General features: G+C 69.3%; 19 protein-coding genes. 13 read left to right on the top strand and 6 right to left on the bottom strand.

Annotated elements, in window-relative coordinates; all coding sequences use genetic code 11:
* Positions 1-59: 59 nt before the first annotated feature.
* Both PJ985_RS21385 and PJ985_RS21380 read right to left on the bottom strand, forming a co-directional pair.
* On the bottom strand, positions 60-2,381 hold the full coding sequence (locus PJ985_RS21385) for a glycoside hydrolase family 95 protein (RefSeq protein ID WP_271685516.1): 2,322 nt from the start codon (positions 2,379-2,381) through the stop codon (positions 60-62).
* A 205-nt stretch (positions 2,382-2,586) separates the two neighbouring features.
* Complete coding sequence (locus tag PJ985_RS21380; protein ID WP_271685515.1) at positions 2,587-2,991, bottom strand: ATP-binding protein; 405 nt, start codon at positions 2,989-2,991, stop codon at positions 2,587-2,589.
* A gap of 185 nt (positions 2,992-3,176) precedes the next feature.
* Between PJ985_RS21380 and PJ985_RS21375 the strand changes: the two genes are divergently transcribed.
* The 5 genes from PJ985_RS21375 to PJ985_RS21355 all read left to right on the top strand — a co-directional run bounded on the left by PJ985_RS21375 (position 3,177) and on the right by PJ985_RS21355 (position 6,524).
* Positions 3,177-4,043 carry a helix-turn-helix domain-containing protein gene (locus PJ985_RS21375; RefSeq protein WP_271685514.1) on the top strand — a complete coding sequence of 289 codons (867 nt, stop codon included), beginning with the start codon at positions 3,177-3,179 and terminating at the stop codon, positions 4,041-4,043.
* Positions 4,044-4,046: 3 nt separating this feature from the next.
* Positions 4,047-4,283, top strand: a complete 237-nt coding sequence (locus PJ985_RS21370; protein WP_271685513.1) for a DUF397 domain-containing protein — start codon at positions 4,047-4,049, stop codon at positions 4,281-4,283.
* Between the two features lie 35 nt (positions 4,284-4,318).
* The gene (locus PJ985_RS21365) at positions 4,319-5,122 is read left to right on the top strand and encodes an SAM-dependent methyltransferase (protein WP_271685512.1); all 804 of its coding nucleotides are present in this window, start codon (positions 4,319-4,321) and stop codon (positions 5,120-5,122) included.
* A gap of 226 nt (positions 5,123-5,348) precedes the next feature.
* Positions 5,349-6,143 carry an SGNH/GDSL hydrolase family protein gene (locus PJ985_RS21360; RefSeq protein WP_271685511.1) on the top strand — a complete coding sequence of 265 codons (795 nt, stop codon included), beginning with the start codon at positions 5,349-5,351 and terminating at the stop codon, positions 6,141-6,143.
* A gap of 198 nt (positions 6,144-6,341) precedes the next feature.
* Entirely contained in the window at positions 6,342-6,524 is a 183-nt protein-coding gene (locus PJ985_RS21355; protein ID WP_271685510.1) for a hypothetical protein, read from the top strand.
* A 46-nt stretch (positions 6,525-6,570) separates the two neighbouring features.
* On the opposite strand, the gene PJ985_RS21350 is transcribed toward PJ985_RS21355, so the two are convergent.
* Positions 6,571-7,467 (bottom strand): hypothetical protein, encoded by an 897-nt coding sequence (locus PJ985_RS21350; protein WP_443033559.1) that lies wholly within the window; start codon positions 7,465-7,467, stop codon positions 6,571-6,573.
* Positions 7,468-7,658: 191 nt separating this feature from the next.
* Between PJ985_RS21350 and PJ985_RS21345 the strand changes: the two genes are divergently transcribed.
* The gene (locus tag PJ985_RS21345; RefSeq protein ID WP_271685508.1) at positions 7,659-8,051 is read left to right on the top strand and encodes a roadblock/LC7 domain-containing protein; all 393 of its coding nucleotides are present in this window, start codon (positions 7,659-7,661) and stop codon (positions 8,049-8,051) included.
* Positions 8,052-8,196: 145 nt separating this feature from the next.
* Here the strand turns inward: PJ985_RS21345 and PJ985_RS21340 are convergent, their stop codons facing one another.
* Positions 8,197-10,710 (bottom strand): DEAD/DEAH box helicase, encoded by a 2,514-nt coding sequence (locus PJ985_RS21340; RefSeq protein WP_271685507.1) that lies wholly within the window; start codon positions 10,708-10,710, stop codon positions 8,197-8,199.
* 147 nt (positions 10,711-10,857) lie between these two features.
* Between PJ985_RS21340 and PJ985_RS21335 the strand changes: the two genes are divergently transcribed.
* The 5 genes from PJ985_RS21335 to PJ985_RS21315 all read left to right on the top strand — a co-directional run bounded on the left by PJ985_RS21335 (position 10,858) and on the right by PJ985_RS21315 (position 16,580).
* Positions 10,858-11,646, top strand: coding sequence for a metal-dependent hydrolase (locus PJ985_RS21335; protein WP_271685506.1), 789 nt, complete (start codon positions 10,858-10,860; stop codon positions 11,644-11,646).
* Between the two features lie 515 nt (positions 11,647-12,161).
* Entirely contained in the window at positions 12,162-13,253 is a 1,092-nt protein-coding gene (locus PJ985_RS21330; protein WP_271685505.1) for a sugar ABC transporter substrate-binding protein, read from the top strand.
* A gap of 88 nt (positions 13,254-13,341) precedes the next feature.
* Positions 13,342-14,118 (top strand): ATP-binding cassette domain-containing protein, encoded by a 777-nt coding sequence (locus tag PJ985_RS21325; protein WP_271685504.1) that lies wholly within the window; start codon positions 13,342-13,344, stop codon positions 14,116-14,118.
* The gene (locus PJ985_RS21320) at positions 14,115-15,368 is read left to right on the top strand and encodes a sugar ABC transporter permease (protein ID WP_271685503.1); all 1,254 of its coding nucleotides are present in this window, start codon (positions 14,115-14,117) and stop codon (positions 15,366-15,368) included. Before PJ985_RS21325 ends, PJ985_RS21320 begins: the two co-directional genes overlap by 4 nt.
* Before the next feature lie 12 nt (positions 15,369-15,380).
* Positions 15,381-16,580 carry an ROK family transcriptional regulator gene (locus PJ985_RS21315; protein WP_271685502.1) on the top strand — a complete coding sequence of 400 codons (1,200 nt, stop codon included), beginning with the start codon at positions 15,381-15,383 and terminating at the stop codon, positions 16,578-16,580.
* A 58-nt stretch (positions 16,581-16,638) separates the two neighbouring features.
* On the opposite strand, the gene PJ985_RS21310 is transcribed toward PJ985_RS21315, so the two are convergent.
* Both PJ985_RS21310 and PJ985_RS21305 read right to left on the bottom strand, forming a co-directional pair.
* On the bottom strand, positions 16,639-18,429 hold the full coding sequence (locus PJ985_RS21310; RefSeq protein ID WP_271685501.1) for an ABC transporter ATP-binding protein: 1,791 nt from the start codon (positions 18,427-18,429) through the stop codon (positions 16,639-16,641).
* Positions 18,426-20,243: an ABC transporter transmembrane domain-containing protein gene (locus PJ985_RS21305; protein WP_271685500.1), complete on the bottom strand. Its 1,818-nt coding sequence runs from the start codon at positions 20,241-20,243 to the stop codon at positions 18,426-18,428. The genes PJ985_RS21310 and PJ985_RS21305 overlap by 4 nt, the downstream gene beginning before the upstream one ends.
* A 456-nt stretch (positions 20,244-20,699) precedes the next feature.
* Here PJ985_RS21305 and PJ985_RS21300 point away from each other — a divergent pair, with 456 nt between their 5' ends.
* A complete protein-coding gene (locus tag PJ985_RS21300; RefSeq protein ID WP_271685499.1) occupies positions 20,700-20,855 on the top strand; it encodes a hypothetical protein in 156 nt (51 codons plus the stop codon).
* Between the two features lie 465 nt (positions 20,856-21,320).
* On the top strand, positions 21,321-21,905 hold the full coding sequence (locus tag PJ985_RS21295) for a hypothetical protein (protein WP_271685498.1): 585 nt from the start codon (positions 21,321-21,323) through the stop codon (positions 21,903-21,905).
* Positions 21,906-21,915 lie beyond the last annotated feature (10 nt).

Here is a 21,915-nt window from a genome sequence, read left to right as displayed (position 1 = left end):
TCGACAGGTCCCGGAAGTCTCGCATCCCACCCCGTCCCGGGGATAGCGCCCGGCCATGATCACTCTGTCGGGGAGTGACATCCCCGCCGCGGCGTGAGGCGGTAGAGGGCGTTCGGCCGGGTGGCGAACTCGGTCACTTCAGGCTCCGGGTGGGCGGCCGGCACGGGGATGCCGTCGCAGGACACGGCGAGGCCTTCCGCCGCGCGGATCCGGGCCCGGCCGCCGAGCCGCGAGGCGAGGGTGGCCTCCGTCAGGGCGCCGCGGGCCCAGCGGAGGCCCACCTCGAAGCCCCCGCGGGCCAGCAGACCGCGGACCCGGCCCCGGGGCAGAGCTGTGGGGAGGGCGGGGAGCAGCGCCAGCTCACCGGTGTGACTCTGCAGGAGCCATTCCGTGACGCCGGCGACTGCGCCGAAGTTGCCGTCGATCTGGAAGGGCGGATGCAGGTCGAAGAGGTTGGGTGCGGTGCGCTCGGGGGTCAGCTGCCGCGCCAGTTGCCGGTACGAGTGATCCCCGTCCCCCAGCCGGGCCCAGAAGTTGATTTTCCAGGCGAGGGACCATCCGGTGCCTTCGTCACCCCGCTGCTCGAGCGTGGTGCGGGCCGCGGCGAACAGTTCGGGAGTGCCGTGGCGGGTGATCTGACTGCTGGGGTGCAGGCCGTACAGATGAGAGATGTGCCGGTGGTCCTGCTCGGGCGCCCCGGCGTCCCAGTCCTGCTGCCATTCCTGGAGCTGGCCCTGTGCGCCGACGCGCATCGGGGCCAGGCGGGCCCGGGCGGCCTGAACCTCCCCGCGGAGAGCGGCGTCCGTGCCGAGCAGCGAGGACGCCTCCGCCACCGCGTCGAACAGGTCGCGCAGAATCTGGTTGTCCATCGTGGGCCCGGCGCAGAGTGAGCCGCCGGGACCGGGGTGGTGGGCGTTCTCGGGGGAGACGGAAGGGCAGGTCACCAGATGGCCGGTGCCGGGGTCGTCCACCAGGGTGTCCAGGAAGAACCGTGCGGCCCCCGCCAGCACGGGGTAGCGCTCCCGCAGGGCTGCCGCGTCGCCGGTGAAGCGGTAGTGCTCCCACACCGCCAGCGACAGCCACGCGCCCCCGGTCGGCCACATGCCCCAGAACGCGCCGTCCGCCGGGGCGGTGCCGCGCCAGGCGTCGACGTTGTGGTGCGCGACCCAGCCGCCCGCCCCGTAGGAGTCGCGGGCGGTGCGGGCGCCGGAGACCGTCACCTCCTGCAGCAGGGCGAACAGCGGTTCCCAGCATTCGAGCAGGTTGGCCGGACCGGCCGGCCAGTAATTCATCTCGCTGTTGATGTTGATCGTGTACTTGCAGCCCCACGGCGGGTCCGTCAGGTCGTTCCACAGACCCTGCAGATTGGCCGGCTGGGTGCCCGGACGGGAACAGGAGATCAGCAGGTAGCGACCGTAGTGGAAGCAGAGCGCCGCCAGTTGGGGATCGTCCCCGTGACGGAACTCCGCCACCCGTCGGTCGGTGGGAAGGCCCGCGGCGGGAGTCGCGGGCAGCTCCAGCACGGTGCGGCCCGCCAGCTCGGCGTAGTCGTCGACGTGCCGCCGCAGCAGCTCCTGGAAGCTGTGTGCCGTTGCTCCGGCCAGGTCACCGGAGGCCCGCGCGGCCGGGTCACCGCTGAGGTCCCGCCAGCTGAGGTGGTTCGTGCCCGCCGAGATGAGCAGCGTCACGGCGTCGGCACCCTCGACCCGGAGTTCGCCGTCCGCCGATTGCACGGTGCCGCCCTCGGGAAGCGCCCGGGCCAGTGCGCGGAACCGCACCCGGCCGGGGACACCGCCGGCGTCCTGGCCCTGGCCGTCGAGCGCCAGGGTGGCGGTGTCGGGGGAGGAGGTGCCGGTCCGCAGCGGGCTGTCGAACCGCGCGGTGAAGGACACCGCGCCCGGGCTGTCCGCGGTGAGCCGGACGACGATGACCTGGTCCGGGGCGCTGGCGAAGACCGTACGGTGGTGGCCCGTGCCGTTTCGGCGGAACCGGACGGTGTGCACAGCCCGGTCCAGGTCCAGTTCCCGTCGGTACCCCGTGACCGCCCCGTCGCCCGGGAAAGCGAGGCGCAGTCCCCCCACGGTCTGGTACGGGGGCTGGGTGACCGGGACGCCCATGAAATCGGAGTCCGTCAGACGGGCGGCGGCGTCCCATTCCCCGGCGAACACCAGGCGGCGGATCTCCGGCAGCGCCGCGGCGGCCTGCGGGTTGTCGAAGACATGAGGGCCGCCCGCCCAGACGGTGTCCTCGTTCAGTTGGAGCTCCTCGGTGCCGGTACCGCCGTACACCATGGCGCCGAGGCGGCCGTTGCCTACGGGCAGGGCTTCCAGCCACTCCTGGGCGGGGGAGGTGTACCAGAGCTGGTGCGGTGCGGTGGTCATGGCGAAGGGGCCCTCTCGAACGGGGAGCGGCGCAGCAGGTGTTCACGGCGAAGCCCCCGGTACGCACCGGCCGGTGCACCTGTGCGGGACCGTGCGAGGAGCCGGAACTACGGGGTGTCTCACGGTCCCGTCATGCTAGCGCGGCCGTCCGGTTGTGCGCGAGAGTGTGCGGCTCTGTTGTGTTGTCCGACGGGGTTGGCCCGTCTCAGAGGGGATGCACCAGGGTGAGATCCGCCCACACGACGTGCCCCCGGCCGTCGTCGCACGGCTGCACACCCCAGCCTTCCGAGAGCGCGCAGACCAGCAGCAGTCCACGGCCTCCCTCGTCGTCCTCGGTGGCGCAGGCCGGCCGCTCGGTCGGCCCGGAGCCGTCGCCGGTGACGGCCACCCGGAGCAGCTTCCCCATGATCTCCAGTTCGCAGCCGACCGTCCGGCTCGCGGTGTGCCGGAGGGCGTTGGTCACCAGCTCTGAGACCACGAGTTGCGCGTTGTCGCACGTTTCCACCGGGGCGCGCCACGCGGAGAGCTGCAGCAGGACACGCCTGCGTGCCTCGGCCGCTGCTGCATCGACCGCGGGTACGCGGAAGCGGTGCCGCGCGTTGTCAGGCATGGAGCTGTTGTTCCGCTCCAGGGAGTGAGCACGGAAGGAGGAAGCCACCGCTCCACTGTGCTGGCTGCACCAGACATCCGGCAAGAGCCAGGATGCAAATTGCAGAATCGTGCCACGCACTCTGTTGGTTCTACCAACTACATGGCAACATAGTTGTCCATGAACGCAGTTGAAGGTGAGGGCTAGTGACAGGGAGTCAGGGAGGCGGTGCTCCGACCGCCCTGCGTGTCGTGCTCGGCAGGCGGCTGCACGATCTGCGTGAGGAGGCCGGGCTGTCCTACGAACAGGCAGCCCATGCTCTCGATGTCACCCACGCAACCATCCGCAGGATGGAGAAGGCCCAGGTCGGGCTGAAGATTCCCTACGTCGAAAAGCTGCTGCGGATATACGGGATCAGTGACCAGTCCGAGCTGGACTCCTTCCTCGGTCTGGTCCGGGAAGCGAACCGGCCCGGCTGGTGGCACCGTTACCGTGACGTACTTCCCGACTGGTTCAGCGCGTTCGTCAGCCTGGAGGCCGAGGCCGACCAGATCCGGGCCTACGAGCCGCACTACATCCCCGGCCTGCTCCAGACGGAGGCCTACGCCACGGCGGTGCTGCGGTCCGGTATGCCGCACGCCTCCGGTGCGGAAATCGAGCGCCTGGTCGCGCTCCGGATGGCACGTCAGGATCTGCACGCCCGCAAGCATCCGCCCCTGCTGTGGGTGGTGATGGACGAAACCGTGCTGCGCAGGCCCATCGGCCGCCCTCACGTGCTGCGAGCGCAGGTGACACGGCTGATGGAGGCCACCGCGCTCTCGCATGTACGTCTGCAGATCATGCCGTTCGCGGCGGGACCGCATCCGGCGATGTACGGGCCGTTCCACCTGTTCCGGTTTCCCCTCAGTGAGCTGGCCGACGTCGCCTGTGCGGAGAACCTCGCAGGCGCCGCCTACTTCGATCAGCGCGACGACGTGTCGGCGTTCCGGGAAGCGCTGGACCGCATGTGCGCGCAAGCCGCGCCAGTGCACCGCACTGAGGCCGTCCTCAGTGGTATTCGCAAGGAGATCTGAACCATGGATCGCATATACAACGGCATGCCCGCCGGACAACTCGGGACGGAAGGGTGGCGCAGACCATGGAGCGGAGGAAACGGCGGCAGCTGCGTCGAGGCTCTCCGGCTGGGTGACGGGAGGGTCGCCCTGCGCCAGTCCACCGACCCGGACGGCCCGGCGCTGATCTACACGCATCACGAGATCGAGCGCTTCATCGCGGGGGTGAAGTCGGGAGACGCCGACTTCCTTCTCGTCTGAATCTGTCCGGACCCCACCTGAGAGACGGAGACCCCGTGAGTGAACTGGGCTGCGACCCTGCCCGGATAGACACCAGCAAGCCGCATCCGGCGCGGATGTACGACTACTACCTGGGTGGCGAGGACAACTACGAGGTGGACCGGGCGGCTGCCGAGCAGGTGATGGCGCTCAGTCCGGACGTGGTGCTGAGCGCGCGGGCCAATCGGGACTTCCTGCAGCGTGCGGTGCGTGCGGTGGCCCGGGACGGCGTGGACCAGATCATGGACATCGGCACCGGCATCCCGACCTCCCCGAACACGCACGAAGCCGCGCATTCCGTCAGCCCGGGCATCAAGGTGCTCTACATCGACAACGACCCGATTGTGTCGGCCTACGCGGGCGCCAAGCTCATCAACTCCGGAAACACCGGCTTCTTCCTCGGGGACCTCCGGGAACCCGATGCCGTGCTGGCCCACCCCGAGCTCCGCAGGCTCCTGGATCTCGGACGGCCGGTGGCGCTGCTGCTGGTCGCGGTGCTGCACTTCATCAATGACGAGGAGGACCCGGCCGGGCTGATCGCCGCTCTGACGGGCCCGCTGCCCCCGGGCAGCCGGCTCGTCCTGAGCCACGCCACGGGCGACTTCCACCCGGACGCCGACACCGGTCGGGGTTCCGAGATCTACCGGAAGGCAACCGCGCATCTCACCATGCGCAGCCGTGAACAGATTCTGCCGTTCTTCAGCGGCTTCGATCTTCTCGATCCCGGGCTCGTCCAGGCGTCCCGCTGGCAGCCGGACGGCCCCGTGCCGGAGGCGCTGAACGGCGTGGCCATTTACGGCGGGGTCGGCGTCAAGCGGTAGCACGGTGGCCCCGCCTCGGGGCCGTTCGGCGGTGGGCCCCCCGGGGGCGGGTGAGGAAGCCGCTGCGCAGGGGCTGGACCCCGGGGGATGTGTGCCGCTTGTGACGACGTGGCCGCTTCTGTGCCTGACAAGAACCTGAATTCTTGGCATGAGCACTTCCCAGTGGAGTTACGCGCTGGTAACACAGTCTCAGCACACCCCCTGCCCCCACCTGCTTGGAGACTCCATGAAGCTGCGCCGTCTCACGTCGGCACTTGCTACCGCAGGACTCGTCCTCGGCATCTCACTCTTCGGCTCGGCCACCGCGACAGCGCAGGAGGCCCCGGTCGCCTATGTGGCGCTCGGTGACTCCTACGCCTCCGGCGTCGGTGCCGGCAATTATGGCAACAGTGGTAGCTGCAAGCGCAGTTCGCGTGCCTACCCGGAGCTCTGGGCCAACGCCAACTCGCCTGCTTCCTTCCACTTCACGGCCTGTTCGGGAGCGCGCACCACTGACGTGCTGTCCGGCCAGATGGGCCCGCTGAACGCCGGGACCACGCTGGTCACCATCAGCATCGGCGGCAACGACGCCGGCTTCGCCGACACCATGACGACCTGCGTGCTGCAGTCCACCAACAGCTGCCTCTCCCGCGTCGCGCAGGCACGGCAGTACATCGAGAACCAACTCCCCTCCCGACTCGACACGGTGTACAGCGCCATACGCGCGCAGGCCCCCAACGCTCACGTCGTGGTGCTCGGATACCCGCAGATGTACCAGCTCGGCAGCTGCTGGGTGGGCATCGGCGACACCTCGCGCGCAGCGATCAACGCAGCATCTGACGACCTCAGCACCGTGACCGCCAAGCGTGCCGCGGACCACGGCTTCACCTACGGCGACGTGCGTCCGGCGTTCTCCGGCCACGAAATCTGCTCCTCCAACTCCTGGCTGCACAGCCTCACCTGGCCCATCGGTGACTCCTACCACCCGACCGCGGCCGGGCAGTCCAACGGCTACTACCCGGTCATGCGGAATCTCGCCTGACCGTCCGCACCACCGCCTGAACTGCCTCCCCCCGAGGGGGAGGCAGTTCAGCGCCGGAAGCCGGCATTCTGCCGACCCGGGGTCCGCTCGTCCGGACCGCCCGCCACAGCGCTAGGCTCGCGGGTAAGCAACCCGGGACCGAGGGAAGACGTCCTGGGCAGGGGCGGCGGACGCCGCCGCGCTGGAGGGAGCAAGACGATGACTAAGGGTGCGAAGATCGCAATCGGTGGCGTGGTCGCCGGTCTGTTCCTGTGGTGGCTGACGAACTTCTGGATCGCTGCGCTCGTGATTTTCGGCGTTCCGGCCGCTGCCTACCTGATCCTGGACCCCGCGCAGCGGCGCCGGCTGCGCCGGGTGGGCCGCAAGGAGCTCGGAAGCTGAGCTGGGCTTCCCGCGGGCTGCACCGGCCTGCCGGGGCGCGGAATCCTCAGCTGTGCTCGGGACGCAGCGCGAGGGCATCGAGCCGGGTGAGGAGGCCGGGCAGTTCCGGCCCCCGCTCCACGGGGAGAATTTCCTTCGGCTTCTCGTCCAGAAGCACGAAGGCGATGTCGTCCGTCCGGGCGACCAGACTCCAGCCCGGCCCGTCGGCCCGGAGGGTGCGGGCGTCCTCGGAGGCGAAGGACGAGCGGACCCGGCCGGGCGGAGGCGGTGAATCCAGGTACGCCCGTGCCTGTCCCAGCGCATGCCGCACGGCCACCCGGGCCGGGCGGCTCTCCGGTCCTCTCGCGTCCTCGCCCTCCTCCGGGGAGTCCTCGTCCTGCGCCTCGCCGGGCTGGATGAACTCCGCCTCCGCCGACACCTGCTCCCGCCACTGTGTCCACTGCAATGCGATCTCGTCCGCACCCAGCCGGCGCTGCGCGGGGCCCCACTTCTCGGGGTCCGGTGCGGTGAGGAGCGGGCAGCCGAAGTCATGGCCCGGATCCGGCACCGGGTCGTGGGGGGCAGGCACACCGGGGGCCCGGACACTCAGTGCCAGTGGCCAGCCGGGGAGGACCGCCGCGACGGTGTTCTCGTCCGGGGAGAGGTCGTAGGACATTCCGCAGTCCCAAGCGGCGATGGCGCAGGCGGTCAGGGTGACGTCCTCGATCGCGACCGTCCACCGGGCACCCGTGCCGTCCTGGCCCAGCAGCAGACCGTAGCCCTCGGCGTAAGCCTCGAGGGCCAGCGCCGCACATGCCTCGGGGTAGTCGTCACCGAGCACCGCGGGGAACCGGGCGGGCGTCAGCAGGACCGCGGTCAGCACGTAGAGCTCGTCCTCGGCGGTGCCGTCCGTCTCCGTCGTGTCCACGGCGGCCTCCCTCGTTCGTCCGAGTGCGTTCGACATTAGCCATCCGGCAGCCGTCCGTCGAGAGTCCGCCGGCAGGGCGACGAGCAGGGCGGGAGCTGGGCGGGCATGCGCAGCGCGAGAAAGCGGCGGCGGGCGTTCCGGATAGCGGTGCTCCGGAGTGGTTGTAGGGAGCGGCCCCGTGGGGAAGGCTGGAGCGGCGGTCACCATACGAACACGGGGAGCTGAGGATGGCACTGGGCACCACTCTCGACTGGCTGCTGGACGACCTGGGGCAGCGTCTGCCCCGAGTGCGTCACGTCCTGCTCCTGTCCAGCGACGGTCTGGTCACGTCCGCGAGCAAGAGCCTGGACCGCGCCGACGCCGAGCATCTGGCAGCGGTCTCCTCCGGCCTGCACAGCCTGGCCAGAGGGGTCGGACAGCACTTCAGGTGCGGGGATGTCCGGCAGACAATGATCGATTTCGACGATGGCGTGCTCTTCGTGACCGCCGCCGGTGACGGCAGCTGCCTGTGTGTGCTCACCGGTCCCGAGGCGGACATCGGACAGGTCGGCTATGAGATGACACTGCTGGTCAACAAAGTCGGTGAGCACATGGGCCTGGCCTCCCGGGAAGCCCCTTAGGGACGCGTCCCGAGCGGACCGCTTCCACCGGGCGGGAGCGACGGGGTCCCCGCGTGCCGGAGGCGGTCCGGCGGCCACGGTGGCGCCCGGCGGAGGCGCCACCGTACGAGGGCGCCCGGGGCGTCAGCGCCCGCCCGGCCCGCGCTCAGAGCCGTCCGACATCCGTGACTCTGAGTACGGCGCGGCCCTCGGCGTCCGAGGCCGTCAGATCCACTTCGGCGGAGATGCCCCAGTCGAGATTCTCCGCGGGGTCGAGGAACGCCTGCCGCACCCGCCACAGCCGGTCCTCGGGCACCTCCTCGATGCGCAGCAGCTTCGGCCCGCGCGCGTCCGGCCCGGTGCCCAGATCCTCATGTTCCTCCCAGTAGGCGTCCATGGCCTCGCCCCAGGCGTCGGCATCCCACCCGGCGTCGGAGTCCAGCGTCCCCAGCTCCTCGACCTTGTCCAGGGCGGCGAGCTCGACCCTGCGGAACAGGGCGTTGCGTACCAGGACGCGGAAGGCACGGGAGTTCGTGGTGACCGGCTTGACCTGGTCGGCGCGGTCCTGGGCTTCCGATACGTCCTCCTCGGCCGGATTCGCCAACTGCTCCCACTCGTCGAGCAGGCTGGAGTCCACCTGCCGTACCAGCTCGCCCAGCCAGGCGGTGATGTCCTGGAAGTCCTCGGACTTCAGGTCGTCCGGAACGGTGTGCTCCAGGGCTTTGTACGCGCCGGCCAGGTACCGCAGCACGATGCCCTCGGTCCGTGCGAGTTCGTAGTGCGAGACGAACTCGGAGAAGGTCATGGCGCGCTCGTACATGTCGCGGACCACTGACTTCGGCGACAGCCTGTGATCACCGACCCAGGGATGACTCTTCCGGTACACCCCGTAGGCATGGAACAGCAGCTCTTCCAGGGGCTGCGGATGACGGATCTCCATCAGCCGCTCCATCCGGTCCTCGTACTCCACCCCGTCCGCCTTCATCTGCGCGACCGCCTCGCCGCGGGCCTTGTTCTGCTGGGCAGCCAGAATCTGCCGGGGATCGTCGAGGGTGGACTCCACCACCGACACCATGTCCAGCGCGTAGGAGGGGGAGTCGGGGTCCAGCAGTTCGAAGGAGGCCAGGGCGAAGGTGGACAGCGGCTGATTGAGCGCGAAGTCCGCCTGGAGGTCCACGGTGAGGCGGACGATGCGGCCCTGGGAGTCGGGCTCGTCCAGTTCCTCGACGATGCCGCCGTCCAGCAGCGAGCGGTAGATGGCGATCGCCCGCCGGATGTGCCGCAGCTGCTGCCGACGCGGTTCGTGGTTGTCCTCCAGGAGCCGGCGCATCGCCTCGAAGGCATTGCCCGGCCGGGCGATGACGGACAGCAGCATGGTGTGGGTGACCCGGAACCGAGAGGTCAGGGGCTCGGGATCGGAAGCGATCAGTTTCCGGAAGCCCTCCTCGCTCCACCCGACGAAGCCCTCGGGGGCCTTCTTTCGCACCACCTTGCGCCGCTTCTTGGGGTCGTCACCGGCCTTGGCTAGTGCCTTCTCGTTCTCCACGACGTGTTCGGGAGCCTGGGCCACGACGAATCCCGCGGTGTCAAACCCGGCCCGCCCGGCACGTCCGGCGATCTGGTGGAACTCCCGGGCCCGCAGTGTGCGCACCCGGTTCCCGTCGTACTTCGCGAGTGCGGTGAACAGCACCGTGCGGATCGGGACGTTCACCCCCACCCCGAGCGTGTCCGTGCCGCAGATGACCTTGAGCAGGCCGGCCTGGGCGAGCCGTTCCACCAGTCTCCGGTATTTCGGCAGCATGCCGGCATGGTGCACTCCGATGCCGTGCCGGACGAAGCGCGAGAGGCTCTGGCCGAACTTCGTGGTGAACCGGAAGCTGCCGATCAGCTGGGCGATCTCGTCCTTCTCGGCCCGCGTGCACATGTTGATGCTCATCAGGGCCTGCGCGCGCTCCACCGCCTGTGCCTGGGTGAAGTGCACGATATAGACCGGCGATTGGTGCGTTTCCAGTAGCTCGGTCAGGGTCTCGGTGAGCGTCGAGGTGCGGTACTCGTAGCTCAGCGGCACCGGCCGGGTAGCGGAACGCACCACGGTGGTGGGCCGCCCCGTGCGCCGGGTCAGGTCCTCCTCGAACCGGGACATGTCACCCAGTGTTGCGGACATCAGGATGAACTGTGCCTGCGGCAGCTCCAGCAGCGGGATTTGCCAGGCCCAGCCCCGGTCCGGCTCCGCGTAGAAATGGAACTCGTCCATCACCACCTGACCGATGTCGGCCGAGGCCCCGTCCCGCAGCGCGATGGACGCAAGCACCTCGGCGGTGCAGGCGATCACCGGTGCGTCGGCGTTGACCGCCGCGTCGCCGGTCAGCATCCCGACGTTCTCGGTCCCGAAGAGCTTGCACAGTTCGAAGAACTTCTCCGACACCAGGGCCTTGATCGGCGCGGTGTAGAAGGTGACCTTGTCCGCGGCCAGCGCGGCGAAGTGCGCACCGGCCGCCACCAGGGACTTTCCTGATCCGGTCGGCGTGGAGAGAATGACATTGGCCCCCGAGACGACCTCGATCAGCGCCTCCTCCTGAGCGGGATAGAGAGAGATCCCCCGCTCCTCGGCCCAGGACGAGAAAGTGTCGAAGAGGGCATCGGGGTCGCTGGTCGCAGGCATCTGATCGATAAGGGTCACCTGCCCATCTTGCCTGCACCGGCACGGGAGCGGGAACCGACTGGTCATACGAAGATCACATGACGCTACGCTGTGCCGCCTGGGCCAGAACTCAACTGGGCACGGGGCAGCATCTGCTGTGGGATGAAGAAGGGGCGGGGCGCAGTCATGATGGGACCGGCGCACTCACTGTCCGGCGCGATGGCCTGGCTGGGGGTCGGGCTCGCGGCAGCTGTCGCCGACCGCCCCATGCCGTGGACGGTGCTGGTGGCCGGCACGCTGATCTGTGCGGGAGCGGCGCTCGCCCCGGATCTCGACCAGAAGTCCGCGACCATCTCCCGGGCGTTCGGCCCGATCTCCCGCTTCCTCGCCGGGATCATCGACAAGTTGTCGGTCACGGTCTACAACCTCACCCGCGGCAAGGGAGAACGTCGCCGCACCGGGGGCCACCGCACGCTCACCCACACCTGGGTGTGGGCAGTCCTGGTCGGGGCCGGCTTCTCCGCCGCAGCGGTCCACTGGGGCCGCTGGGCCGTCCTGGTCATCCTCTTCATCCACATGGTCCTGGCTGTCGAGGGGCTGCTGTGGCGGCATGCCCGGGCCTCGAGTGATGTGCTGGTCTGGCTGCTCGGCGCGACCAGCGCCTGGATGATCGCCAACATCATGGACCGCCCGGGAATGGGATCGGACTGGCTTTTCCCGGGCCAGGAGTATCTCTGGATCGGCCTTCCCATCGTGCTGGGCGCCATCGTGCACACGATCGGCGACTCCCTCACCATCTCCGGATGCCCGATGCTGTGGCCCCTGCCGATCAGAGGCCGCCGCTGGTACGCCCTGGGCACGCCCCGTTTCATGCGCTTCCGGGCGGGCGCCTGGGTCGAGAACAAGGTGCTGATGCCGGTCTTCATGATCGTCGGTGCCGCCAGCGGTGTGGGAGCCCTCGTTCTGGCCGCATAGCTGCGGGACCCTCGCGGGGCGACCTCATGCCGGTGAGGAGGCGGACGGTCAACTGCGGGCCACCCCCGTTCGGCAGAGATGACGCTGCGCGCGGTCCCCGGCGACACTCTGTGCCGGTGCAGCCCCGTAACGGCGGCCCCTTCTCCGATGGCTCGACGCTGCTCCGCACACGCCCCCGTGCCCGGTGTCCGGCCGGCTGAGGCTCCACGCCGGGGTCCTGCCTCCGTCCAGAGGAGCCCTGGAGTAAGGGCTGTGAGCGCGTCTGACCGGTGGTGCGCCGGCTCTTCGCCATGCCCGGGTTTCGGCGGTGTCACCTGATTGTTATGGCTCCCAACGAATCGTGCGGTCCCAGGGGTGGCGCGGACGGCCCGCCGGGCCATAAGTTCCCGCTCACAACATTCAACTGGGTGGATCCACCGAGAACCGGCAGATCGGCCAGGAGCGCTCGTTCCCCTCATTTCTCCATGACCCCGTGCGGACGGTCGTCCCGTCGCACCCCCAGAAAGGACCCTGCCATGCGCAAGGGACTCCTCCTCACCGTCGCTTCGGCGACACTGCTCGCCTCGGTCACCGCCTGCGGGGACTCCTCGTCGAGCGGCAGCTCCGACAACGACGACAGCAAGCCCAAGATCGGCGTGATCCTCCCGGACAGCAAGTCCTCCGCCCGCTGGGAGACCGCCGACCGCAAGTACCTCTCCGAGGCATTCGAGGCCGAGGGCGTGGACTACGACATCCAGAACGCGCAGGGTGACAAGCAGGACTTCCAGACAATCGCGGACCAGATGATCACCAGTGGCGTCAACGTACTGGTGATAGTGAACCTGGACAGCGGCACCGGCAAGGCCGTGCTGGACAAGGCCAAGTCGCAGGGCGTGGCCACCATCGACTACGACCGGCTCACCCTCGGCGGCTCCGCTCAGTACTACGTCAGCTTCGACAACACAGCGGTCGGCACATTGCAGGGTGAAGGCCTGGTCACCTGCCTGGAGGAGAAGGGCCTGGAGGAGCCGATCATCGCGCAACTCAACGGCTCCCCGACCGACAACAACGCCTCTCTCTTCGCCGAGGGCTACAACAGCGTCCTCGACCCCAAGTACGACTCCGGTGAGTACATCAAGGGCCCCGACCAGTCGGTCCCGGACTGGGACAACGCCGAGGGCGGCACGATCTTCGAACAGATGCTCACCAGTGAGCCCGGTATCGACGGCGTCCTCGCCGCCAACGACGGTCTGGGCAACGCAGCCATCGCCGTCCTGCGCAAGCAGAACCGCAACGGTGAAGTCCCGGTCACCGGCCAGGACGCCACCGTGCAGGGACTGCAGAACATCCTCTCCGGCGATCAGTGCATGACCGTCTACAAGGCGATCAAGCAGGAAGCCGACGCCGCAGCCCGGCTCGCGGTCTCCCTCGCCAAGGGTGAGGAGGCCGAGACCAACGCGACCGTCGAGGACCCGGAGGGCGGCCGTGAGGTCCCCTCGGTCCTGGAGGTCCCGGTGGCCATCTTCAAGGACAACGTCAAGGACGTCGTGGACGACGGCTTCGTGACCAAGGAAGAGCTCTGCACGGGGGAGTACGCCGCCCTCTGCGAAGAGGCCGGCATCAAGTAGTCCAGACCGGCCGGACCGACCGGCTGCGGGTCCCGGGCACGTCCGCCCGGGACCCGCAGCCCTCACGAACCCGAGGAGCCCTCCCCTCATGACCGTGACCCCGATCCTGGAACTGCGTGGGATCGACAAGAGCTTCGGCCCCGTGCAGGTCCTGCACGACGTGGCCCTCAGCGCCTACCCCGGAGAAGTGACCGCCCTCGTCGGCGACAACGGTGCCGGCAAGTCCACCCTGGTCAAGTGCATCGGCGGTATCCACTCCTTCGACGCAGGCGAGTACCGGTTCGAGGGTGAACAGATCCAGATGCACAGTCCCCGGGACGCCGCCGCCCTCGGCGTCGAAATCGTCTACCAGGACCTGGCACTGTGCGACAACCTCGACATCGTGCAGAACATGTTCCTGGGCCGGGAAATCCGCAGCGGCCTGATCCTGGACGAGGCCACCATGGAGGAAATGGCTGCCCAGACCCTCGCAGGGCTTTCGGTCCGGACCGTCCAATCCGTCCGCCAGCAGGTCTCCAGCCTTTCCGGCGGTCAGCGCCAGACGGTGGCCATCGCCAAGGCTGTGCTGTGGAACAGCAAGGTCGTCATCCTGGACGAGCCGACCGCCGCCCTCGGCGTCGCACAGACCGCCCAGGTACTGGAGCTGGTCCGCAGGCTCGCCGACAAGGGACTGACCGTCGTGCTCATCTCCCACAACCTGAACGACGTCTTCGCCGTCTCCGACCGGATCGCCGCGCTCTACCTGGGCCGGATGGCGGCCCAGGTCAGGACCACCGACGTCACCCACGCACAGGTCGTCGAACTGATCACTTCCGGCCGCAGTGGGGATCTGGGCCTCACCACCACCAACGGAGCAACCGCATGACCACCGCCCTGAAGAAGGACCGGAGCACTGAACTCCCCCCGTTGAAGACGCCGGGAATGGGCGCCGTCGCCCGGAACTACGTCGACCGGCTGCGCGGCGGCGAACTCGGCTCCCTCCCCGCGATCCTCGGCCTCGTCGTACTCTGCCTGTTCTTCGCGATCCTGCGCCCGGTCTTCCTGTCCAACCTCAACTTCGCCAACCTCCTCACCCAGGGGGCTGGAAGCATCGCCATCGCCATGGGTCTGGTCTTCGTGCTCCTCCTGGGCGAAATCGACCTGTCGGCAGGCTTCGCCAGCGGTGTCTGCGCCGCGGTCCTGGCCATCCTGCTCACCGACCAGGGATGGCCCTGGTACATGGCGATCCTGGCCGCGGTACTCACCGGCATGGTCATCGGCCTGGTGCTGGGCCTCTTGGTGTCAAGGGTCGGCATACCCTCCTTCGTCGTCACCTTGGCCGCGTTCCTCGCCTTCCAGGGCGTGGTGCTGATGCTGCTCAAAGAAGGCACCAACATCTCCATCAGCGACCCGACGGTCATCGCCATTGCCAACAGCAACCTCGCTCCCGGGGTCTCCTGGGCGCTCCTGGCGCTGAGCGTCGGCGTCTACGCGGGAATCCAGCTGCGCCAGACCAACAACCGGCGCCGGCGCGGACTCACCGTCACCCCGCCGGCCCTGCTCGCCTTCCGCATCGGCTCGCTCGCCGTACTCGGCGCGCTCGCCGTCCACCTGCTCAACCAGGAGCGCAGCCGCAACGTCCTCGTCGACTCGGTCAAGGGCGTGCCCATCGTGGTGCCGGTCATCGCCGTGCTCCTCGTCGCCGGCACCTTCGTGCTCAGCCGCACCTCCTTCGGCCTGCACATCTACGCCGTCGGCGGCAGCCAGGAAGCCGCCCGCCGGGCCGGGATCAACGTCACCGCCATCCGCGTCTCCGCGTTTGTCATCTGCTCCTCCCTCGCAGCGGTCGGCGGCATCATCGCCGCTTCCCGGGGACACTCGGTGGACCCCAACACCGGCGGCAGCAATGTCCTGCTGCTGGCGGTCGGTGCCGCGGTCATCGGCGGGACGAGCCTCTTCGGCGGCCGTGGCCGCCTTGTCAACGCCGTACTCGGCGGCATGGTCGTCGCCGTCATCCAGAACGGCATGGGGCTGATGGGGTACAGCTCCGGCGTCAAGTACGCTGTCACCGGATCTGTTCTGCTGATCGCCGCCGGTGTGGACGCCGTGTCCCGCCGACGAGCCGTACGACATTGAGGTCGGAGCACGATGAGAGCCGGCCCCTCGCAGGAGGAGATACGGCGGCAGAACCTCAGCACACTGCTCCGCCACATCCATCTCGGGGGGCCCGCTTCCCGGGCCGTGCTCGCCGACCGCATGGGGCTGAACCGCAGCACCATCCTGGCGTTGGTCAGCGAACTGAGCAGCGCCGGCCTGGTCCGTGAGGAACTCCCACGCGAGACCGGCCGGGCAGGCCGGCCCTCCCTGGTCGTACAACCCGAATCCCATCGGGTGCACGTCCTCGCCTTCGATGTCGGAGTGGACTACCTGGCAGCCGCCCGCGTAGGGCTCGGCGGCGTCTTCCTCGACCGACGGGAGACCACCTCACCCGAGATCGGCCGCGACCCCGGCCAGGCAGTCGCCATCCTTGCCGGCTACGCCGGGGAGATGACGGCCGCGGCCCCGGCGGACTCCGTCTGTGCGGGAGCCGCAGCGGCAGTACGCGGCATGGTGCGTCACCCGGACGGCCTGGTCCGCTCCGCCCCCAACATCGGCTGGCTCGACGAGGACTTCGGCGGCGCTCTCACCCGCAGGCTCGGTCTGGACTCACCGGTCCTGCTGGACAACGAATCCAACCTCGGCGCCCTCGCCGAACACCTCCGCGGCGCGGGCACCGGCCTCCAGGACCTGATCTACCTCCACGGCGACATCGGGATCGGAGGCGGCATCATCTCCGGGGGACGGTTGCTGCGCGGGCACCAGGGGTACGGCGGCGAAGTCGGTCACATGCTGGTCAACCCCAGGAACGGCAGACGCTGCAGCTGCGGCTCCCGCGGCTGCCTCGAAGCCGAAGCCGGGCAGAACGCGCTACTGGAAGCCGCTCACCGGCAGCACCACTCAACCACCGGCCGGAAGGCGGTGCAGCAGATCGTCGAGGCGGCGGACCGTGGCGACGTCACGGCTCGCGCCGCCCTGCATGCCGTGGGTGACTGGCTTGCCATCGGCATCGCGAATCTCGTCAACCTCTACAACCCGGCCACTGTCATCTTCGGTGGCAACCTTCCCGACATCTACCTCAGTGCCGCCGCGCAGATCCGCAGCCGGATCAACAGCCATGCCCTCGCGGCGGTCCGGGAGAGCACGCGATTCCGGGTCTGCCGACTCGGCAACGACACTCTGCTCAACGGCGCCGCAGAACTCGCGTTCACCCGCCTCCTGACCAACCCCCTGGACCACACCGGCCTCTGACCGTGCGGTGTGGTCCAGGGGCCGGAAACAGCTGGGGAAGACCCGGGACCCCCGACCGTCAGCTGTGCCAGGAGCGCCAGAGCGCGGCGTAGGCCCCCTCAGCGGCCACCAGTTCGTCATGGCTGCCCAGCTCCGTGATCCGGCCCTCCTCCACCACCGCGATCACATCGGCATCGTGCGCGGTGTGCAGCCGGTGCGCGATCGCGATCACCGTGCGCCCCTCGAGCACCTTCGCCAGTGAACGCTCCAGATGACGTGCGGCCCGAGGGTCGAGCAGAGACGTCGCCTCGTCGAGCACCAGCGTGGGCGGATCCGCAAGCACCAGCCGGGCCAGTGCGATCTGCTGAGCCTGTGCGGGGGAGACGGCGAGCCCGCCTGAGCCGACCTCGCTGTGCAGCCCGTCCGGCAGCGCCCTCGCCCACCCATCGGCGCCCACTGCGGCCAGTGCCGCCCAGAGTTCGGGATCCTCCGCGTCCGCACGGGCCAGCAGCAGGTTGTCCCGCAGTGGCCCGACGAATACGTGGTGTTCCTGGTTCACCAGGGCCACCTGCACGCGCACCTGCTCCGCGGGCATGTCCGCCAGCCGTGCGCCGCCCAGCGTCACCTCGCCGGTCCGCGGAGCGTAGATGCCGGCGAGCAGCCGCCCCAGCGTGGACTTGCCGGCTCCCGACGGACCCACGAGGGCGACCCGGGTGCCGGGCGGCACCCGCAGGGACACCTCGTGCAACACGTCCCTGCCGGCCAGGTACCCGAAGCGCACCTCCTCCGCCCGCAGATCCCGGCCCTTAGGGGTCAGCGACGCGTCACCGGCGTCCCCCTCGATCTCCCGCACGCCCACCAGCCTGGCGAGCGACACCCGAGCCACCTGCAGTTCGTCGAACCAGCGAAGGATCATGCTGACCGGCTCGATGAGCATCTGGGCCAGTAGGGCTCCGGTGGTGAGCTGGCCCACCGTCATCCAGCCCTGGAGCACGAACGTGCCGCCGATGAGCAGCACTCCGCTGATGATCAGCGCGTGGTAGACGTTGATCGTCGGGATCAGCACGGAGCGCAGCCACAGCGTATAGCGTTCCCATGCCGTCCAGGTCTTGATCCGCCGCTCGGAGAGCGCCACCCGCTCACGCTCCAGGCGATGTGCCTCGACGGTTCGTCCGGCGTCCACGGTCTCAGCGAGCGCTCCGGCGACCGCTGCATAGCCGGCGGCCTCGGCCCGGTAGCCGGCGGGGGCCCGGCGGTAGTACCAGCGACAGCCCGCAAGCAGCACCGGCAGCGCGATGAGCACGCCCAGCCCCAGGGGCGGTGCCGTGAGGACGATGCCGGCAACCAGCAGCAGCACCCACACCGTGGCGATCGCGAGCTGCGGGACGGCCTCCCGCATGGCCTGGGCGAGTCGGTCGATGTCCGTGTTGATGCGGGCGAGGAGATCTCCCGTGCCGGCCCGCTCCAGCACTCCGGGCGGCAGCCGCACGGAGCGCACCAGGAAGTCCTCGCGCAGGTCGGCGAGCATCCGCTCACCGAGCACCGCACCGCGCAGGCGTACCAGGCGGGCGAAGACCGCCTGGATCAGCAGGGCGGCGGCGAACAGAGTGAGAATGCGGCCCAGGGGCAGCTCGGTGACACCGTCGGCGAGGTCCTGGACGACCCCGCCCAGCAGGTACGGCCCCACCATGGAGGTGACCACGGCGACGGTGTTCACCGCCACCAGCAGGCCGAAGGCACGGCGGTGACGGCGCAGAAGCTCGCGGACGTAGAGCTGCACGGTGGACCGGCCTGCCACTGGCAGCGTGGTCGTGTGCTCATGGGCGGCCGGGTCGTGCTCAGGTGCTTTCACACCGATGGACAGAGTCATGCGGACTCCTCGGCGAACTCGTTCAGGTGAGGGGATCCGTCTCCGCGCGGCGGCGTTGCCCCTGCTCCGGTCTCCCGGGTGACGACCGCGCGGTACTGCGCACTGCTGCGCAACAGCTCTCGGTGCGTGCCCGTGGCGGCGACTGTCCCCTCGTGCACGAACACCACCTCGTCCGACCGGTCCAGCAGCAGCGGACTCGAGGTGAACACCACGGTGGTGCGGCCCGAGCGCAGTGACCGGACGGAGTCACCGATTCGTGCCTCGGTGTGCGAGTCGACAGCAGACGTCGGCTCGTCGAGCACCAGCACGTCGGGATCAGCGATGAGCGAGCGGGCCAGTGCCAGCCGCTGCCGCTGGCCGCCCGACAGGGATCGGCCCCGCTCGGTGATACGGGTGCGCATCGGGTCGCCGTTGTCCTCCGGGGCGGCCTGGGCGAGCGCCGTCAGGACGTCAGCGCACTGCGCCGCTGCCAGCGCTTCGGGCATGCCGACCCGGCCGGAGCGAGGGACTCCGAGCAGCTCGGTGAGCGTCCCCGAGAGCAGCACCGGATCCTTGTCCTGGACCAGCACCGCGGTGCGCGCGGTCTCCAGCGGGAGCCGGTCCAGCGCGGTGCCCCCAAGCTCCGCGGAGGGCTCGCCGGGTCCGCCGGCGGGGTGTCCGCCGAGCCGTTCGGCAAGGCGTTCAGCCGCGTCCGGGTCGCCACACACCACTGCCGTCAGCCGGCCCTCCCGGGCCAGCACGCCGGTGGCGGGATCCCGGAGATCGCCGGAGGGTGGGCCGTCGTGCACTGCGGGAGTCACCGCGCCGAGCTCCACCTCATCGCGCCGGAGCCCCAGAACCCGCACCGCCCGCCGGGCCGAGGGCCGGGAGAAGGTGAAGGCCATCGCTGCTTCCTGGAACAGCCGGAGCGGGAACATCAGGAACATCACCGCCCCGTACACGGTCACCAGCTCACCGGCACCGATCCGCCCGTCCAGCGCAAGCTGGGTGCCCTGCCAGACCACGGCGAGAAGAAGCAGGCCGGGCATCACCACCTGAACCGCTTCGATCATGGCCCACATGCGGGCGCTGTGCACGGACGCGGTGCGGACTTCCTGCGAGGCACGGCGGTACCGCTCCAGGAACAGCTCTTCGCCTCCGATGCCCCGCAGCACCCGCAGCCCGGCCACGGTGTCGGAGGCCAGCTCGGTCGCCCGGCCAGACTTGGTGCGCTCGTGGTCGGCACGTCGGGTGGCGGCCGGCAGCAGCGGAAAGACCGTCAGCACGACGGCGGTGATGCCGGCCACGACCAATAGCCCCAACCGTGGTTCGTAGACGAGGAGGCCGGCACAGACGCCCAGGGTGACCATCACGGCAGCAGCGAACCGGGAGAAGGACTCGACGAACCAGCCGATCTTCTCGACGTCGCCGGTGGAGACTGCCACCACCTCCCCGGCGGCTACCCGACGCGTCAGCCGGGAGCCGAGCGCGGCGGTGTGGCGCGCGAGGAGTTGCTGAACTCGTGCCGCCGCGGTGATCCAGTTGGTGACGGCGGCCCGGTGCAGCGCGGTGTCGGCGATCGTGGTCACCACGGCGATGGCGAACATGATCGCGCCGGCTGCGGCGAGCTGTCTTCCGGAACCTTCCACCACCGCCTGGACGGCGACGCCCATGGCCACCGGCAGGGAGGCGACGGCTGCCATGTGGAGCGAACCCCAGCCGAGCGCCCGGGCCTGACCGCCCAGCTGACGACGGAAAAGCCAGACCAGAAACCGGAATCCGGACCGCACATCGGGGTCACCGGGATCGGAATACGGAAGATCACGAATCTGCATGACATCTCGGAATCAGGTCGGAGTTGAGATGGGCAACCTGGCAAGCCTGCGGTGTCGCCCGGTGCGGAGCAACCGCTTTTCCCGCAGAGCGCCCGCCGACGGGGGTTCGCAACGTTCGACGGGGCAGGAAGTGTCGTCCCGCCGCTCCGCAGCCGGTGCGCAACAGCGGGGTTCCGGCCTCAGGGGGCGTCCGGAGGGAACCGGGCCGTCCGCTGTGGAACAGCGTTCAAGTCCCGAAACCGCACGGGCCGCCATGAGTGCTTTCCGGCAGGGGCCGGGAGGTTGGGGGACAACCTCCCTTCACCCCCTGCAGGAGAGCAGGGCACCGGATCGGCAGACGTCCCTATCTCGTTCGAAACAGGAACGCGCAGGGGATTGACGGCTGAACAGTCCGCTTCGATGCTGGACCTCAGCAGGCGAGTGGGAGCGCTCCCACATGGCTGAGAGGAGCCGCACATGTCACATCCCGGCCCGCGTGCCCGGCATGCGGACAAGCCCTCCGAGCCCGAACCCGAGGCCGGGAAGGATCGCCGCCCTCTCCTGCGCAGCTGGAATCGCGAGGTCAACCGGCGTGCGGCGTTCAATCGGCGCACCCGGGGGGCGGTGGCGTGATGGTCCGGGGTGTGCGCATTTCTCCGAGTGACGCCCGTCGGTCACGACAGCCGCTCCGGCTGCCCGGCGGGGCGGCTCCTTGCCTGCGCTCAGAGGTCGCTGGTGCGGTTTGTGTGGGTTCGCAGGAATTTGTTCAAAGCTACTACGCCACACTTCTTGACGCAGGCATGCCACTCAACGACGATAAGTGTGTCGCCGCCGGATGGGAGCGCTCCCAACTGGACTGTGTGCCACTGATGCCCGGTGAACACACAGCCACCATCCGGCGGCGGCTCTCGTACCCAGGCAGCTGGGCCCATGGGAAAGGGCTTGCAGGGGAGGAAACGACCGGCTGCCCTCCTCAGGTAAGGCCGCTGACGCTATGATCGACGACGCACCATCAAGTGATCAGCCGGGGCGGCGAGAACTGATCCTGCGGGCGGAGTAGACCCCACGCACTCGACTTCACCGGAAGGAACAGGCCCCATGACTGTTCATCAGCAATCCCGTCCTGCCCGCACCACGGGCGGCCCATCCACCGGCTCGGCGACAGCGCCGGTGGCCGCCAGAGTGCTTGCCGCCCTCCGCCTGGTGATGGGAGGCATCTTCCTGTGGGCCTTCCTCGACAAGGCGTTCGGCCTCGGCTACGCCACCAGGTCGGAGAATGCCTGGATCAACGGCGGTTCGCCTGCCGGGGGTTACCTCAGCCGGGTGTCGGCAGGTCCCTTGGAGTCCACCTTTCATTCCTGGGCCGGAGCGGTGTGGGTCGACTGGCTCTACATGGCCGGCATGCTCGGCCTCGGGGTGGCGTTGCTGGCCGGTATCGGCCTGCGGATGGCAGCGATCGCGGGCTCGCTCATGATGGCGATGATGTGGATGGCCGAGTGGCCGCCCGCCCGGGAGCTTTCCGACGGTTCACCGAGCATGTCACCGAACCCGCTGATCGATCAGCACGTGGTGTACGCGCTGATCCTGGTGGTGCTGGCGGCCTTCGCGGCAGGCCGGACCTGGGGCCTGGCCGACCATTGGGCCCGGACGCCGGTGGCTGCCCGTTCTCCCTGGCTTCAGTAGAGCTGACCCC

The sequence above is a fragment of the Streptomyces sp. ACA25 genome, assembly GCF_028200735.1.
Taxonomy (GTDB): domain Bacteria; phylum Actinomycetota; class Actinomycetes; order Streptomycetales; family Streptomycetaceae; genus Streptomyces.
The sequence above is the reverse complement of the archived record's forward strand: the minus strand, read 5'-3'. Positions and strand labels throughout refer to the sequence as shown.

Bases quoted from the DNA above. Each gene is read 5' to 3' on its own strand.
- PJ985_RS21385 (WP_271685516.1), bottom strand. From the start codon at position 2,381: ATGACCACCGCACCGCACCAGCTCTGGTACACCTCCCCCGCCCAGGAG.
- PJ985_RS21380 (WP_271685515.1), bottom strand. From the start codon at position 2,991: ATGCCTGACAACGCGCGGCACCGCTTCCGCGTACCCGCGGTCGATGCA.
- PJ985_RS21370 (WP_271685513.1), top strand. From the start codon at position 4,047: ATGGATCGCATATACAACGGCATGCCCGCCGGACAACTCGGGACGGAA.
- PJ985_RS21360 (WP_271685511.1), top strand. From the start codon at position 5,349: ATGAAGCTGCGCCGTCTCACGTCGGCACTTGCTACCGCAGGACTCGTC.
- PJ985_RS21355 (WP_271685510.1), top strand. From the start codon at position 6,342: ATGACTAAGGGTGCGAAGATCGCAATCGGTGGCGTGGTCGCCGGTCTG.
- PJ985_RS21350 (WP_443033559.1), bottom strand. From the start codon at position 7,467: ATGTCGAACGCACTCGGACGAACGAGGGAGGCCGCCGTGGACACGACG.
- PJ985_RS21345 (WP_271685508.1), top strand. From the start codon at position 7,659: ATGGCACTGGGCACCACTCTCGACTGGCTGCTGGACGACCTGGGGCAG.
- PJ985_RS21335 (WP_271685506.1), top strand. From the start codon at position 10,858: ATGATGGGACCGGCGCACTCACTGTCCGGCGCGATGGCCTGGCTGGGG.
- PJ985_RS21330 (WP_271685505.1), top strand. From the start codon at position 12,162: ATGCGCAAGGGACTCCTCCTCACCGTCGCTTCGGCGACACTGCTCGCC.
- PJ985_RS21325 (WP_271685504.1), top strand. From the start codon at position 13,342: ATGACCGTGACCCCGATCCTGGAACTGCGTGGGATCGACAAGAGCTTC.
- PJ985_RS21320 (WP_271685503.1), top strand. From the start codon at position 14,115: ATGACCACCGCCCTGAAGAAGGACCGGAGCACTGAACTCCCCCCGTTG.
- PJ985_RS21315 (WP_271685502.1), top strand. From the start codon at position 15,381: ATGAGAGCCGGCCCCTCGCAGGAGGAGATACGGCGGCAGAACCTCAGC.
- PJ985_RS21310 (WP_271685501.1), bottom strand. From the start codon at position 18,429: ATGACTCTGTCCATCGGTGTGAAAGCACCTGAGCACGACCCGGCCGCC.
- PJ985_RS21305 (WP_271685500.1), bottom strand. From the start codon at position 20,243: ATGCAGATTCGTGATCTTCCGTATTCCGATCCCGGTGACCCCGATGTG.
- PJ985_RS21300 (WP_271685499.1), top strand. From the start codon at position 20,700: ATGTCACATCCCGGCCCGCGTGCCCGGCATGCGGACAAGCCCTCCGAG.
- PJ985_RS21295 (WP_271685498.1), top strand. From the start codon at position 21,321: ATGACTGTTCATCAGCAATCCCGTCCTGCCCGCACCACGGGCGGCCCA.